This window comes from Salmonella sp. SSDFZ69 (genome assembly GCF_004010755.1).
GTDB lineage: Bacteria > Pseudomonadota > Gammaproteobacteria > Enterobacterales > Enterobacteriaceae > Salmonella > Salmonella enterica.
The window spans coordinates 1,512,684-1,528,911 of the sequence record NZ_CP034831.1 but is presented as its reverse complement, the minus strand read 5'-3'; the positions used below and the strand labels follow the sequence as shown (position 1 = coordinate 1,528,911).

At 58.7% G+C, this 16,228-nt stretch carries 6 protein-coding genes; all 6 read right to left on the bottom strand.

Annotated elements, in window-relative coordinates:
• Positions 1 to 415 precede the first annotated feature (415 nt).
• Positions 416 to 9,619 (bottom strand): autotransporter-associated beta strand repeat-containing protein, encoded by a 9,204-nt coding sequence (locus EOS98_RS07460; protein ID WP_127821156.1) that lies wholly within the window; start codon positions 9,617 to 9,619, stop codon positions 416 to 418.
• 608 nt (positions 9,620 to 10,227) lie between these two features.
• Entirely contained in the window at positions 10,228 to 11,685 is a 1,458-nt protein-coding gene (nuoN, locus tag EOS98_RS07455; RefSeq protein ID WP_000156667.1) for an NADH-quinone oxidoreductase subunit NuoN, read from the bottom strand.
• A gap of 6 nt (positions 11,686 to 11,691) precedes the next feature.
• Complete coding sequence (gene nuoM / locus EOS98_RS07450) at positions 11,692 to 13,221, bottom strand: NADH-quinone oxidoreductase subunit M (RefSeq protein ID WP_000926428.1); 1,530 nt, start codon at positions 13,219 to 13,221, stop codon at positions 11,692 to 11,694.
• A gap of 313 nt (positions 13,222 to 13,534) precedes the next feature.
• Positions 13,535 to 15,376, bottom strand: a complete 1,842-nt coding sequence (gene nuoL / locus EOS98_RS07445; protein ID WP_047606909.1) for an NADH-quinone oxidoreductase subunit L — start codon at positions 15,374 to 15,376, stop codon at positions 13,535 to 13,537.
• On the bottom strand, positions 15,373 to 15,675 hold the full coding sequence (gene nuoK / locus EOS98_RS07440) for an NADH-quinone oxidoreductase subunit NuoK (RefSeq protein ID WP_000612687.1): 303 nt from the start codon (positions 15,673 to 15,675) through the stop codon (positions 15,373 to 15,375). The genes nuoL and nuoK overlap by 4 nt, the downstream gene beginning before the upstream one ends.
• Positions 15,672 to 16,226, bottom strand: a complete 555-nt coding sequence (nuoJ, locus tag EOS98_RS07435; RefSeq protein ID WP_000393522.1) for an NADH-quinone oxidoreductase subunit J — start codon at positions 16,224 to 16,226, stop codon at positions 15,672 to 15,674. The genes nuoK and nuoJ overlap by 4 nt, the downstream gene beginning before the upstream one ends.
• Positions 16,227 to 16,228 lie beyond the last annotated feature (2 nt).

The following is a 16,228-nucleotide window of genomic DNA, read 5'->3' as shown; positions in this document are numbered from 1 at the left end:
CCCTCGCCGATACTTCCTTTTACAACCCACCAAACAGCAATCCATTAAGCCGTGCCGACACTCACGTTATTGATGGAAAGATATTATATGCCGCCGTCACATGAAATAATGAACTGAGCGCGATCGGACGCCCTGAAAAACGCTGACAGAAATACGCTTCAGATCAAGTTTTTCCAATTGAAGTCGATGAGATAGACATTTATCCGGGAAACGGGTCACGAAAACAGTTGGGAGAGTTGTTCCACTGCCTGCTTGCGGAACCGGATACCGAATGTTGCGTTGCGCTCTACCCAACCTACGCCTGATGGCGCTTCGCTTATCAGGCCTACGAATTATCACATATTGATAACCCTGCAGGCCGGATAAGGCGTAGCCGCCATCCGGCATAAATGTTGTACTATGCCTGGTCAGCAACCTACCAGTTATAGCGCATGTTCAGGCTAAAGCTGGCGTCGCCGTAGTCGTTCTTTCCCTTCTGACCGGCGGCCTGGGCGTAGACGCTTAGCCGTTCGCTGATGTTTGCCTGAATCCCCACTTTCACTTCCACGCGGTCGTTCGGCAAATCCTGCGATACCTTCGTGTCGCCAAAGGTGGCCGAGGCATTGTCGCTGGCGTGCAGCCAGTTGACCTCCATAAACGGCTGGATCCTGCCGCTCTCTTTGTACAGTTTACCGTCCACACGCACGCCTAAGCGCGTCGTCCAGCTATCATCGTTCTGGCCGCTGATGCGGGTACCGCCATCGTCAATAACCGTGTCGGCGCTGTAGCGCTGCCAGGTGACCTGCGCCTGCGGTGTCAGGCTGACCGTGTTGCGGTTGCTTAACGCAATATCATAACGATAACCCGTTTCCAGCGAGACGGCGTGCGCGGCGGAGTCGTAACGGCTGGCGCTGAGTCCGTCGTTATCCACGCTGTTGTTGTAAGCGCCGTACTGATACCAGCTATCGATGTAAGCCCCGCGATGGCTTTGAGCATCGGCAAACCAGGTGGCGTAGAGGCCGAGGTTGTAGCCGTCCACGCTACCGTTGGCGGAGAACTGGCTGCCGTCCGCCCCCCGGTTGCCGGTGCTGTCGGTGCTGGCGTTGATGTAGCTGCCCATCAGGCCAACGGTGACGCTCTGCGCGCCGTCGCTCCAGGTCAGGATGTCGCCGCCGAGCTGGAACTGCGAGTAGTCGCTGTCGATATCTACGTTGCCGTTAACCGCCTGCGATTCGGCTTTACCGGCCTTAAAACGCATCCAGATGCTGCCGTCGGCGGAACGGTACTGGCTGCCTTCCCGGTCATAGAGGGTCTGCATTTGCAGGTTGCGCGCCATCCACTGGTTGCCGAGATAAACGCCAATGTCGGCGCGGTACTGCGGCGCCACGGGCGTGACGTCGCCGCCGTCAGGTGGAGTGATATCGCCGCCATCGTCAGGCGGAGTGATATCGCCGCCGTCGTCAGGCGGAGTGACCTCGCCGCCGTCGTCAGGCGGAGTGACCTCACCGCCATCGTCAGGCGGGGTGACCTCACCACCGTCGTCCGGCGGAGTGACATCGCCGCCATCGTCAGGCGGAGTGACCTCGCCGCCATCGTCAGGCGGAGTGACCTCGCCGCCATCGTCAGGCGGAGTGACCTCACCGCCGTCGTCCGGCACGTCATCAGACTCGGAGCGCAAGTACCAGTCGCCGCCGTCTTGTTTCAGCGTGTAGGTCCAGGCGTTAATATCAACATGCCCTTTGTAGAGCGTAAAATCACCGTCGGACTGACCGCCCACCTCAATAACTTCAATACCGTTAACCGTTTGTGCGCCCAGGCCATTGACGTTGGTGATATGCAGCGTGGTGCTGCCGGCGGTGTCGCCGGTGACGATCAGTTTATCGGTGGGCGAGCTGTCATCGCCCAGTTGGGTATTGAGATAGAGATGACCGTCGTTGCCGGTATAGTTTCCCGCGATCGTCAGCGTATTGTTGGGCTGGTCGCTGCCGCTTATCATCGCGCTGCTGTTGACGACATCGCCGTTGACAGTGAACGTATCGACAAAGTACAGGCTGCCCAGGTTGTTAACATGGCCGTTCACCGTGGCGTTGTGGCCGCCAAAGGCGGCGTTCGCGGCGATATTAACCGCCTGCGCGCTCCCCGCAGAGCCGATGGTCGCCGTTTCGGCCAGCCATAGCGCGCCCTCCTGCACGTCGGTGTCGCCGCTGTAGGTATTTTGCGCCCCCAGGATCAGCGTGCCAGCGCCCCGTTTGATGAGCGATTTGCCGTCCCAGTCGGTGGCGCTGTCGGGATCGAGCGTGGCGTCAACGTCCGTCAGCGCGGTGTTCAGCGTGAAGCTGTGGCCTTGCTCGCTCAGGGTGAAGGTGCCGTGAGCGTCGGTGGCGGCGTTGTCGCTGTCAGCATACCAGGACAACGAGGCGGTTACGTCATAGCGGGTGTCGTCGTCGGCGTTCACGCGCCCATCGACGGTGAGAAAATCCACCTGTTTGGCGTCCATACCGGCTACGGTGAATTGCGCAAAATCGCTATCGATGGCGCTGTCCGAGTCAATCAGCGTGTAGGCGTACGCGTCGCGGGTCCAGGATTTCGCTACGTTGCCGATGCCGGTAATATCCAGCGTACCGCCCAGGTTGGCGTGGTCGGCGGTGACGATGGCGTCGCTGTTGCTGTCGGTCAGGTGTACGGCCAGGGTGCTGTTCGCCTCCTGCGTTAGCGTATTTGCCCGCAATGCGCTGCCTGCGCCGATTGCGGTGGTGGCGTTATCGTGAGTGGTGAGATTTGCCGTAACGAACTGGCCGCTGGCGTTCAGTTGCAGGCTGGCGTAATTGTCGATATTGCCGCTACCCAGCGCCTCAACGTTGCTGGCGACCAGCGTGCCGTCGCTGATAAGGGTGCCGCCGGTGTAGCTGTTGTTGCCAGAAAGCGTGAGCGTGTCGCCGCCGGATTTCACCACCTGCCCGCTGCCGCTGATGGCGTTGTCAAAATCACCGCCGGTGTTCAGCTCCAGCGTGGCGTTGTCGGTAACGTCGCCGCTGCCCAACGCCTCAACGTTGCTGGCGACCAGCGTGCCGCCGCTGATGGTAGTGCCGCCGGTATAAGAATTGGCGCCGGAGAGTGTGAGCGTCTCGTCGCCGGATTTCACCACCTGCCCGCTGCCACTGATGTTGTTGGTAAAGTCACCGCCGGTGTTCAGTTCCAGCGTGGCGTTGTTGGTAACATCGCCGGTGCCCAGCGCCTCAAGGTTAGTGGCAACCAGCGTGCCGCCGCTGATGGTGGTGCCATCGGTGTAAGAATTGGTGCCGGAAAGCGTGAGCGTCTCGTCGCCGGATTTCACCACCTGCCCGCTGCCGCTGATGGCGTTGTCAAAATCGCCGCCGGTGTTCAGTTCCAGCACGGCGTTGTCGGTGACGTCGCCACTTCCCAGCGCATCAACGCTAGTGGCAATCAGCGTGCCGTCGTTGATGGTGGTGCCGCCGGTATAAGTATTGCTGCCGGAAAGCGTGAGCGTCTCGTCGCCGGATTTCACCACCTGCCCGCTGCCGCTGATGGCGCTGTCGAACGTGCCGCCGGTGTTCAGTTCCAGCACGGCGTTGTTGGTAACGTCGCCGCTGCCCAGCGCCTCAACGTTGGTGGCGACCAGCGTGCCGTCGCTGATGAGCGTGCCGCCGCTGTAGCTGTTGGCACCTGAGAGCGTCAGCACGTCGTCGCCGGATTTTTCCACCTGCCCGCTGCCGCTGATGCTGTTGGTAAAGTCACCGCCGGTGTTCAGTTCCAGCACGGCGTTGTCGGTGACGTCGCCGCTGCCCAGCGCCTCAACGTTGCTGGCGACCAGCGTGCCGCCGCTGATGGTGGTGCCGCCGGTGTAAGAATTGGCGCCAGAAAGCGTGAGCGTCTCGTCGCCGGATTTCACCACGCTGCCCGTACCGCCAATGTTGTTGGCGAAGTCACCGCCGGTATTCAGCTCCAGCGTGGCGTTGTCGGTGACGTCGCCGCTGCCCAACGCCTCAACGTTGATGGCGACCAGCGTGCCGCCGCTGATAAGGGTACCGCCGGTATAAGTATTGCTGCCGGAAAGCGTGAGCGTCTCGTCGCCGGATTTCACCACCTGCCCGCTGCCGCTGATGGCGTTGTCAAAATCGCCGCCGGTGTTCAGTTCCAGCACGGCGTCGTTGGTGACGTCGCCGGTACCCAGCGCCTCAACGTTGCTGGCGACCAGCGTGCCGTCGCTGATGAGCGTGCCGCCGCTGTAGCTGTTGGCGCCGGAAAGCGTGAGCATCTTGTCGCCGGATTTGACCACCTGACCGCTGCCGCTGATGGCGTTGTCGAACGTGCCGCCGGTGTTCAGCTCCAGCGTAGCGTCGTCGGTGACGTCGCCGCTGCCTAGCGCGTCAACGTTAGTGGCGACCAGCGTGCCGCCGCTGATGGTGGTGCCGCCGGTATAGGTGTTTTCCGCATTCAGGATCAGCGTGCCTGCGCCCTGTTTGATCAGCGATGTGCCGTCCCAGCCGGTGGCGCTGTCGGGATCGAGCGTGGCGTCAACGTTTTCCAGCACCGTATTGACCGCAAAACTGCCGTCGGCATTGGTCAGGTTAAACGTGCCGTGGGCGTCGGTAACGGCGTCGTCGCGGTCGGCATACCATGTCAGGGCGGTGGTCAGTTCGTACTGCTTGCCCGTGTCATCAATGCGGCCATCGACGGTGATAAAGTCGGCCAGATCGGCGTCCATTCCGGCGACGGTAAGCTTTTCAAAATCGCCCGCAATGGTTTTGTCTGACGCGATCAGGGTGAAGGTATCCAGATCGTCCGTGCTGGCGGGATCGCTGTCCAGCACATCGCCGACGCCGGTGATGTCCAGCGTACCGGCCAGCGAGACCTGAGAAGCGGCGTGGATAACAGGATCGGCGGTGTTGCTGTTCAGGTTGATGGTCAGCGTGCTATCGCTTTTTTGCGTCAGCGTGGTCGCCTGTAACGTGCTGCCTGCGCCGATTTCGGTGTTGCCGCCGCTTTCGGTGGTGAGATCCGTTACCGCAAACTGGCCGCTGGCGTCCAGCAACAGGCTGGCGCGGTTGTCGATAGCGCCCGTACCCAGCGCGTTGACGTGAGTGGCAATCAGCGTGCCGCCGCTGATGGTGGTGCCGCCGGTGTAAGTATTGGTGCCGGAAAGCGTGAGCGTCTCGTCGCCGGATTTCACCACCTGCCCGCTGCCGCTGATGGCGTTGTCAAAATCACCGCCGGTGTTCAGTTCCAGCACGGCGTTGTCGGTAATGTCGCCGCTGCCCAGCGCCTCAACGTTGCTGGCGATCAGCGTGCCGCCGCTGATGGTGGTGCCGCCGGTGTAAGAATTGGCGCCGGAAAGCGTGAGCGTCTTGTCGCCGGATTTCACCACGCTGCCCGTACCGCCGATATTGTTGGCGAAGTCACCGCCGGTATTCATCTCCAGCGTGGCGTTGTCGGTGACGTCGCCACTCCCCAGCGCCTCAACGTTGCTGGCGACCAGCGTGCCGCCGCTGATGGTGGTGCCGCCGGTGTAAGAATTGGCGCCGGAGAGCGTGAGCGTCTTGTCGCCGGATTTCACCACGCTGCCCGTACCGCCGATGTTGTTGTCAAAATCGCCGCCGGTATTCATCTCCAGCGTGGCGTTGTCGGTAACGTCGCCGCTGCCCAGCGCGTCAACGTTGCTGGCGACCAGCGTGCCGCCGCTGATGGTGGTGCCGCCGGTATAAGAATTGGCGCCGGAGAGCGTGAGCGTCTCGTCGCCGGATTTCACCACCTGGCCGCTGCCGCTGATGGCGTTGTCAAAATCGCCGCCGGTGTTCAGCTCCAGCGTGGCGTCGTCGGTGACGTTGCCGGTACCCAGCGCCTCAACGTTGGTGGCAATCAGCGTACCGCCGCTGATGGTGGTGCCGCCGGTGTAAGAATTGGCGCCGGAGAGCGTGAGCGTCTTGTCGCCGGATTTCACCACGCTGCCCGTACCGCCGATGTTGTTGTCAAAATCACCGCCGGTGTTCAGCTCCAGCGTGGCGTTGTCGGTGACGTCGCCGCTGCCCAGCGCCTCAACGTTGCTGACGACCAGCGTGCCGCCGCTGATGGTGGTGCCGCCGGTATAAGAATTGGCGCCGGAGAGAGTGAGCATCTCGTCGCCGGATTTCACCACCTGGCCGCTGCCGCTGATGACGTTGTCGAACGTGCCGCCGGTGTTCAGCTCCAGCGTGGCGTTGTCGGTGACGTCGCCGCTGCCCAGCGCCTCAACGTTGGTGGCGACCAGCGTGCCGCCGCTGATGGTGGTGCCGCCGGTATAAGAATTGGCGCCGGAGAGCGTGAGCGTCTTGTCGCCGGATTTCACCACCTGGCCGCTGCCGCTGATGGCGTTGTCAAAATCGCCGCCGGTGTTCAGCTCCAGCGTGGCGTTGTCGGTGACATTGCCGGTACCCAGCGCCTCAACGTTGTTGGCGACCAGCGTACCGTCGCTGATAGTGGTGCCGCCGGTATAGGTGTTTTCCGCATTCAGGATCAGCGTGCCTGCGCCGGTTTTGGTAAGCGACTGGCCGTTCCAGCCGCTGTTGGCGTCAACGTTTTCCAGCACCGTGTTGACCGTAAAACTGTCGTCGGCATCCGCCAGGTTGAAGGTGCCGTGGGCGTCGATGGCGGCGTTGTCGCGATCGGCATACCACGTCAACGTCTCAACCAGATCATAGTGTGTGTCATTGACGTTTTTCTGCCCCACGACGGTAATAAACGCGTCCGGGTTCATGGCGTTGCCGTTGATAGTGATGTCGTCAAAATCGCCGCTAATGGCGTTGTCCGATTCGATAAGCGCCAGGGAGATCAGATCGTCGGTGCTGCGTATCGGCTCCTGGCTGGCGGGCGAAGCGACATTCAGCGTGCCGTCCAGATTCACGTTTTTTGCGCGGATGGCGGGGCCGCTGGTCGCCGTCAAATCGGCCGTCAGCGTGCTGCCGTCCTGCTGGGTCAGGGTATTGGCCTGTAGCGTGCTGCCCGCGCCGATTTCAACGGTGGCGCCGCTGTGGGTGGTGAGATCCGCCACGATAAAGGGATCGCTGGCGCTTGCCGCTTCCAGTTTGAGGTAAGCGCGGTTGTCGATATTGCCGCTGCCCAGCGCGCCGCCAGCGGTGGCGGTCAGCGTTCCCTCTGCAATGGTGGTGCCGCCGCTGTAGCTGTTGTTGTTACTGAGCGTCAGCTCGCCGCCGCCCTGTTTTACCACGTTGCCGCTACCGCTGATGACGCTGCCGTAGGCGGCGGCATCGCTGCGGTTAAACGTCAGCGTGCCGTTGTCAACAATGTTGCCGTTGAACGCGCCCAGCGTGCCGCCGTTGCCAATCTGTAGCGTCGTGCCGCTATCGACGGTCGCGCCTTTGGCGGTCATCGCGCCGTTCACTATCAGCGTGCCGGATTTTACCCAAAGCGCGCTGTTGGTCGTTCCCGAGAGGTTCATCGTCGCGCCCGACAGCGTCCAGTCGCCGCTGCTGGTCACGCTGTTCAGGCCGCTGATGCTGCTGCCCAGCGTACCCTCTCCGTCCAGAATCAGATTATTGTTGGCGCTGGCGCTATTGTTGCCGTCGGTAATGCTGCCGGACATCTCCGTACCGGTATTGAGGGTGAGGGTGTTGTTCTTGCTGCCGCTATTGATGAGAACGGCGTTGGTTACGCCGGTTATTTTCCCCTGATTGGTCAGAGTGTTGCCGGAGCCGCTAATGGTTACGCCATTGGTGTCGCCCAGGATTGCTCCCGCATTAGCGAGCGTATTGTTATTGCCGTTGAGCTGAACGGCGGTATTTGCCGTGATGGAGCCGCCCGCCAGGTTATTGAGCGTGTGGCCCGTGGTGACGTAGACGCCGAATACCGAGGAGTCCATCGTGCCGCTGTTGTTAATCGTGACGGCGCCGCCGTGGGCATAGACGCTCGCGTCCCCGGCGCCTTTACCCGTTGTGGTAATGGTGCCGGTGTTGGTGATAGTGCCGCTGGTGCCGCTATTGTACTGGATGCCGTAAGAGATACTGGAGCCGGTCGCCGCGATGCTGCCGCCATTGGTGACGTTGTTGGCGCCGCTGTTAATCAGAATGCCGTTGTCTTTGGCGACGATAGCGCTTCCGCTTTCGGTCGTGACCTGGTTATTGCCGCTCGCGATACTGATGCCGGTGCTGGTGGCGGTAATCTTACTTCCACTTTTGGCCGTTATCTGGTTGCCGCTGCCTTTACTGACGCGGATACCATTTTTGCCTGAAATTTCACCGCCTGAGGTGGTGACGATATTGTTATTGCCGCTGATAAGGAGGCCGTCGCTTACGCCGGTCATCTTCCCCTGGTTGGTGATGGTATTGCCGTTGCCATTAATCGCCACCGCCGTGTTGGCCGAAATTGCGCCCCCAGCCTGGTTATTGAGCGTATGGCCTTTGGAACGTGCCGAGTCGAGATAGACGCCATAGACGGTGGAACTCATGGTTCCGCTGTTATTAACGATGGTGCCGTCGCCGTTGCCGTGGACATAGACGCTGGCATCTCCCGAGCCGCCGCCCGTGGTGGTAATGGAGCCGGTATTGGTGATAACGCCGCCGGAGGTACTTTCGCCATAATGGATGCCGTAAGTATTGGCAGTGCCATATGCGGAAATCGTGCCGTCATTGGTGACGAGGTTGTCGACGCCCGCTTTAAGTTCCATGGCGGCGGACTGGATGCCGACGAGGCTGCTGTTTCCCGCCGTGATCACCCCGCCGGCGCGGTTGATCACTTCAAAATGCGCGCCGTGATAGAGCGCGACGGCAATAAAATCAGACTGCAAAAGACCGCTATTATCAACAGAAACATAATCGCCCGCCGCGATATCATCAAAGGTATGGGCATAAATCGCCGCATCCTCAATCTCGCCTGAACCATCGCTGGCCGTGGTGATAATGGTGCCGGTATTGACAATCGTACCGTAAGCGCCGCCCCGAAGCTCGACGCCATAAGAGCGCCAGGAGCCATCGGAGTTAATCGTCCCGCCGTTGGTGATGTGGACCTCGCCGCTCTGGACGATCACCCCGGAAACGCCTTTCAACACACCGTTTTCGCTGCTGACATAACTGCCGCCGTTGAGCATATAAATGGCGGCATCTATTTCGGGGGCGCCGAGGTCGAGATTATGAACGTAGATTGCGCTGTTCTCGATCCGGCCATCATTGATCACGCTGCCGCCGTTTTGAAGCAATATCGTTCCATCCGCGCTGGAACCGGTGATCGTCCCCTGGTTATGTACGCTGGTGGCGCCCGTTAACGAATCCAGGTTCATCGCCTGGCTGTCGATCAGGCTGCTCCCCACGACAGCGCCGCTTTCAATCAGCAGATCCCAGTCGTTGCTGTTATCGCCGACGATGGCGGCGCTGGCCGCTGTGTCGGTGGCGATGGTATTGCCCGTTTCCACGACGAACGGCGTAGCGCCTGACAGGGTGTAGGTGGTGGTCTGGGAGGGAATGGAAACTCGCGTTTCCTCTGCGACGGCGGGGGCAGCATCCATCGCCAGCAGAGTTACCGCGCACGAGGCGCTGACGCTGACGATAGCGCGGCTACCGCTGCGCGCCAGTTCGGAGGTGACAATATACATGCCGCGGGCGGCGTTCCATATAATATTGTAGGTTTTGTTCACTTACTATGTCCTTATTTTCTTTTTGTCCTTTTTGTTTACCTCCGTGGAGCAGCACAAAACCCGGCTATATCGGAGTAACGTTTACGACATAATAAATCGGAATTTGTCATTTTATTAAAATTTATAAATGAACATTAGCATGACATGATATGTAAATAAATTTATTTAACGATTATATGCACTTAGAGGTTGCAGTAATAATTAGTAATTCTACCGTTTGGATTCATGTAAATTAAATAAATCAAAATAACATTACTGCGAATTATATTAACAAAGCTGGCTGGCGTTGAATTTTATCGCTTCAGTCTATTATTCAGGGGGAATATAGAGGAGATGTGAATATAATAGCGCCTGGCGGCGCTGTCGGATTGCTGACAAAGGGGAATACAACGTTGATGCCGGATGGCGACTACGCCTTATCCGGCATCTGGTTCTGTGTTCGTTGGAAAAGTGTTGGGTTTCGGCTACGCCTCACCCAACGAGTCTATGGTCTCTATGCGTCACAGGTTTTCATAAGTTGGATGCAATCCAACATTTAGAGGCTCCGGTGTTGGTCATCAGCCTCAACCGCCGATAAATCGGCGGTTATTGACATCATCAACGCGGCATTACATCAGCGGCATCGCCAGTTGCACAAGGCTAATCAGCGGCTGCGGCCAGACGCCCAGTACCAACACCAGCAACGCGGAGATCAGCACCACGATACCGCCTGCGCTGTACTGCCAGTTTGTCGGCGCGTCGCGTCCCGGTTGCTGCGGCGCGTGCAGGTAGAGACTCACCGCAACGCGCAGGTAGTAGTACAAACCAATCGCGGAACCCACTACCACGGCGGCGACCAGCCACCACAAGCTGGCCTGAACGCCGACCGCCAACACGTAAAATTTGCCGATAAAGCCCAGCGTCATCGGGATACCTGCCAGCGACAGCATCATCACCGTCATCACCGCGGCAAGAACCGGACGGTGCCAGAACAGACCACGGTAAGAGTACAGGGAATCGGCATCCGGGCCGCGGAACGGGCTGGACATCAGGCTGACCACGCCAAACGCGCCGAGGCTGCTGAACAGATAACCGGCCAGGTAAACGCCAACCGCTTCCATCGACATCTCGCCGCTCTGCAGGGCAATCAGCGCCACCAGCAGATAGCCGAGGTGAGAGATAGAAGAGTAACCGAGCAGACGTTTGATGTTGGTCTGGCTCAGCGCCATCAGGTTACCAAAGATGATAGAGGCAAAGGCGATAATGCCCAGCACCACGCGTACCGCTTCGCTATCGCCTACCGGCGCATAGAGGAACAGACGCATCACCACGCCGAAGATAGCAATTTTGCTCGCCGTCGCCAGGAAGGTGGAAACCGGCGCAGGCGCGCCCTGATAAACGTCTGGCGTCCACAGGTGGAACGGCACCAGAGAGAGTTTAAAGCCCAGACCGACAATCATCAGGCCAAAGCCCGCCAGCAGCAACGGCTCGTGCAGCATACCATCGCCGAGGCTCTTACCGAGCGCTTCGAAAGACAGGTTGCCGGACTGCGCATAGACCAGCGCCATCCCGAACAGCAGGAAAGACGAGGCGGCGGCGGAGAGGATGGTGTATTTGATACTGGCTTCCAGCGAGCGTTTCTGGCGGAAAGCATAACCAATCAGGCCGAACAGCGGCAGCGAGATCAGTTCAATACCGAGGAACAGCGCCGCCAGATGGTTAGCGTTCGCCAGCAGAATTCCGCCCAGGCTGGCGATTAACACCAGCAGGTAGAACTCTTCCTGGTTATCGTTATAGCCTTCCAGCCACGGGTAGGCAAAGGTACAGGTGGCGAGGCTCGCCAGCAGCACCAGCCCGGTGTAGAGCATCGCAAAGCCGTCAACGCGCATCAGCGGCGTGACGTCCATTGCCCCGGCCTGGCCGACAAACCAAAGCGAAACCAGAGCAGCGTTAAGCCCAATGACCGACAGCGTGGCATTGAGGAAGTGATTGCGTCGCCACGCAATGGAGAGCATCACAACCACCACCGTCAAGCCGACGATCAGCAGCGGTAGCAGCGCAATCAGGTGTTGTGGAGTTATTGTCATGGCGATTTACGGCCTTGTAGTAGTAACGGAATTAACAAACCACTGCTGGATGTTGCTCATCGCAGAATGCGAGGTATCCAGAATCGGCTGCGGATAGAAGCCAAGCAGTACCAGAAGCACCACCAGCAACAGAATGATAAACAGCTCGCGCAGCGACATCCCTGGCAGTTCCTGGCTGGCAATCTGGCTCTTCGCTTTACCGAAGTAAGCGCGATGCAGCATCGCCAGCGAGTATACAGAGGCGAATACCAGCCCAAAGGTGGAGATCACGGTAATCATCGGCACCACCTGGTAGCTGCCGAACAGAATCATAAATTCGCCAACGAAGTTACCGGTGCCCGGCATCCCGAGCGTCGCCACCGCAAAGAACATGGACAGCGCAGGCAACCACTTCATCTTGCCCCACAGGCCGCCCATCATACGCATGTCACGCGTATGCAGACGTTCGTACAACTGGCCACACAGAATGAACAGACCGGCTGCGGACAAACCGTGCGCAATCATCTGAATCACCGCGCCCTGGTACGCCAGCTGACTGCCGGTGTAGATAGCGATCAGCACGAAGCCCATGTGGGAAACGGAGGTATAAGCAATCAGACGCTTGATGTCGTATTGGGTAAAGGCCATCCACGCGCCGTAGAAAATGCCGATAACGCCAAGCCACATAGCGATCGGCGCAAACTCCGCCGACGCGTTCGGGAACAATGGCAGGGAGAAACGCAGCAGACCGTAAGCGGCGGTTTTCAGCAAGATACCGGCCAGGTCGACAGAACCGGCGGTCGGCGCCTGGGAGTGCGCATCCGGCAGCCAGCCATGCAGCGGCACCACCGGCATTTTCACCGCGAAGGCGATGAAGAAGCCCAGCATCAGCAGATATTCCACTCCGTGGGACATCGGCGTATTCAGCAGCTCTTCATAGTTGAAGGTCCACACGCCGGTCGCGTTGTAGTGCACAAAGACCAGCGCCAGGATGGCAATCAGCATCACCAGACCACTCGCCTGGGTGTAGATGAAGAACTTGGTCGCCGCCGTGATACGCGTTTTCCCGTCAGAAGCTTTGTGGCCCCACAGCGCTATCAGGAAGTACATCGGCACCAGCATCATTTCCCAGAAGAAGAAGAACAGGAACATGTCGATGGCCAGGAACACGCCGATAACGCCGCCTAAGATCCACATCAGGTTCAGGTGGAAGAAGCCCTGATATTTTTCGATTTCTCGCCAGGAGCAAAGCACCGCCAGAACGCCGAGCAGGCCGGTCAGCACCACCATTAGCAGCGACAGTCCGTCGAGCGCCAGATGGATAGAGATGCCAAAACGCGGGATCCACGGCAGAACAAATTCAGATTGCCACTGCGGAATACCGGCGGATTGCGTCAGTGAATAGCCGCCCTGCAACCACAATTGCAGACCGAGCGCCAGCGTCAGCCCCATGGTAATCAGCGCTATCCAGCGCGGCACCTTCACGCCAAAGCGTTCGGTCTGCCAGCACAGAAAGCCGCCGATAAAGGGGATTAATATCAACCAGGGTAATAACATAGCTAAGTATGTCCCTTATATTTACTCCTGCTCAGGCTATCTCACTCGTCAGCCCAAATCCTGCCAGTGCTCACACAAAACGCAGCGCGTTTTGAACGTCCGTAAGGACGGCCCCGTAGGGGTGAGCTTCGCGAATCATCCTCACGTACTTCAGTACGCTCCGGTTGCTGTGCGCTGGCGGTATCCGGTCTGACTTCGCCGATGACGCCTGTACTTCAGGAACAGATTTTCAACGAATTCTAAAAATTATTTTTGGGTTTGTAGGCCGGATAAGCACTGCGTCATCCGGCAGTCGTTCATCCAGCCAACAAACTCAACGCAGTACCATCAACAGTGCCAGCACAACGACAGCGCCGATGCTCATGGATGCCACATACCAGCGCAAATAACCGTTCTCGCTCAGTACCAGGCCTTTGCCTGCAAAACGGGAAAGGATAGCCGGAATGTTCATCAACGCATTAAGCGGGTCGCGCTTCAGCAGCCAGGCGATACCGAGGAATGGCTTGACGAATACTTTGTCGTACAGCCAGTCAAAGCCCCAGGCGTTATACCACCAGGTCCCCAGCAGACGGCCCGGCGCGCTGTTGGCGATCGACGTCACCAGCGTGCGTTTACCCAGCCACAGCCATGCGGCAATCAGGATGCCGGCAATCGCCACTACGCCAGAGGTAATTTCCAGCGTCATGACGCGACCATGCGCCAGTTCAGTTGTCTGCGGCAGCACCCCCTGCAATGGCGGCACAATCAGCGCGCCAACAAAGGTAGACAGAATCATCAGGACAATCAGCGGCAGATGGTGGGTAATCCCCTTCCCTGCATGAGCATGAATTTGTTCTTTCCCGTGGAATACGATGAAAATCATCCGGAAGGTGTACAGCGAGGTCATGAACGCGCCGACCAGACCCGCCACCATCAGATTGATATGGCCATTCGCCATCGCCCCGGCAAGGATTTCGTCTTTACTGAAGAAGCCTGCGGTAATCAGCGGCAGCGCGGAGAGCGCGGCGCCACCGACCAGGAAGCAGGCATACACCAGCGGAATTGACTTACGCAGGCCGCCCATCTTGAAGATGTTCTGTTCGTGATGACAGGCCAGAATCACCGAGCCGGACGCCAGGAACAGCAGCGCTTTGAAGAACGCATGGGTCATCAGATGGAAAATCGCCGCATCCCACGCCTGTACGCCCAGCGCCAGGAACATGTAGCCAATCTGGCTCATGGTAGAATAGGCCAGCACGCGTTTGATGTCGGTCTGCACCAGCGCAGCGAAACCTGCCATTACCAGCGTAATCGCCCCGATAATGCCCACCAGATGCAGAATTTCCGGGGTCATCAGGAACAGACCATGGGTACGAGCGATCAGGTAGACACCGGCGGTGACCATGGTAGCGGCGTGGATCAGCGCGGAGACCGGCGTCGGACCGGCCATCGCGTCGGCAAGCCAGGTCTGCAACGGTAGCTGCGCAGATTTACCGACCGCGCCGCCCAGCAGCATCAGCGTCGCCCACATCAGCATGTTGTTGCCGTCAGCAAAGTGCGCTGGCGCCAGCTCGACCATTTCGCGGAAGTTCAGCGTGCCCAGTTCGTTGTAGAGGATGAACAGCGCGAAGGCGAGGAACACGTCACCGACACGGGTCACCACGAAGGCTTTCATTGCCGCTGCGCCATTCTTCGGATCGCTGTAATAGAAGCCGATCAACAGATAAGAGCACAGGCCCACGCCTTCCCAGCCGAGGTACATCAACAGCAGGTTATCGGACAGCACCAGAACAACCATGCTGGCGATAAACAGGTTGGTATAAGCGAAGAAGCGGGAGTAACCCTCTTCTCCACGCATGTACCAGGACGCGAACATGTGGATCAAGAAGCCGACGCCGGTGACCACAGAGAGCATGGTCAGCGACAGGCCGTCCAGCACCAGGTTAAAACCGATGTTGAAGTTACCGACCGACATCCACGTCCACAGCGGCTGGCTGAACGCCTGTTTGCCGTTGGCGAAGAAATCCATCCCGACAAACGCTGTCACCAACGCCGCCAGACCAACGGAGCCCACGCCAATGGTCGCGGAGAGATTTTCCGACCAGCGTCCGCGAGAGAACGCCAGCAATACAAAGCCAATCAATGGCAGAATAATGGTTAAGGCAAGCATGTTCATCCACGCATCTCACTTACTGAATCGATGTTCAGGTTCTGGCGACGGCGATGGAGTTGCAGCAACAGCGCAAGTCCAATACTCGCTTCCGCAGCCGCAAGGCTGATGGCGAGAATGTACATCACCTGACCATCGGTCTGGCCCCAGTAGCTCCCGGCGACCACAAAGGCCAGCGCGGAGGCGTTAATCATGATTTCCAGCCCGATCAGCATAAACAGCAGATTGCGGCGGATAACCAGACCGGTTAAACCCAGGACGAATAAAATCGCAGCGAGGATCAGTCCGTGTGTTAAGGGGATCATGCGCGCTCCTCCGTTTTTCTTTTCGCGCGGTCATCGGCGCGGTTGCTTAGCACTTCGCCCGCACGCTCTTCACGACCGACGTGGAACGCCACCACCAGGCCTGCCAGCAGCAGCATAGACGCCAGTTCGACCGCCAGAACATAAGGCCCGAACAGCGTGATGCCCACCGCTTTCGCGCTAATCGGCGTGCCGTCGATGCCCTGGTCGTTAACGCCCAGAATGGCGTACACAATGACCGCCAGCATAATGGCCGACAAAACCGCCGGACCAATCCACACCTGCGGCTTCAGCCACTGGCGTTCCTGTTCGATTTCGCTGCCGCCGAGGTTGAGCATCATCACCACGAACACAAACAGCACCATGATGGCGCCTGCGTAGACGATAATTTCCAGCGCACCGGCAAAATAAGCGCCCAGCGAAAAGAACACCCCGGAAATCGCCAATAGCGATATCACCAGATACAACAGCGCGTGTACCGGATTGGTATGGGTGATCACTCGCAGGGTCGCGAGGATGGCTATCAGGCCACAGATATAAAAAGCGAATTCCATTG

What these genes read in the sequence shown, in the direction of transcription:
- nuoN (WP_000156667.1), bottom strand. Translation starts at nt 11,685, where the DNA reads ATGACAATAACTCCACAACACCTGATTGCGCTGCTACCGCTGCTGATC.
- nuoM (WP_000926428.1), bottom strand. Translation starts at nt 13,221, where the DNA reads ATGTTATTACCCTGGTTGATATTAATCCCCTTTATCGGCGGCTTTCTG.
- nuoL (WP_047606909.1), bottom strand. Translation starts at nt 15,376, where the DNA reads ATGAACATGCTTGCCTTAACCATTATTCTGCCATTGATTGGCTTTGTA.
- nuoK (WP_000612687.1), bottom strand. Translation starts at nt 15,675, where the DNA reads ATGATCCCCTTAACACACGGACTGATCCTCGCTGCGATTTTATTCGTC.
- nuoJ (WP_000393522.1), bottom strand. Translation starts at nt 16,226, where the DNA reads ATGGAATTCGCTTTTTATATCTGTGGCCTGATAGCCATCCTCGCGACC.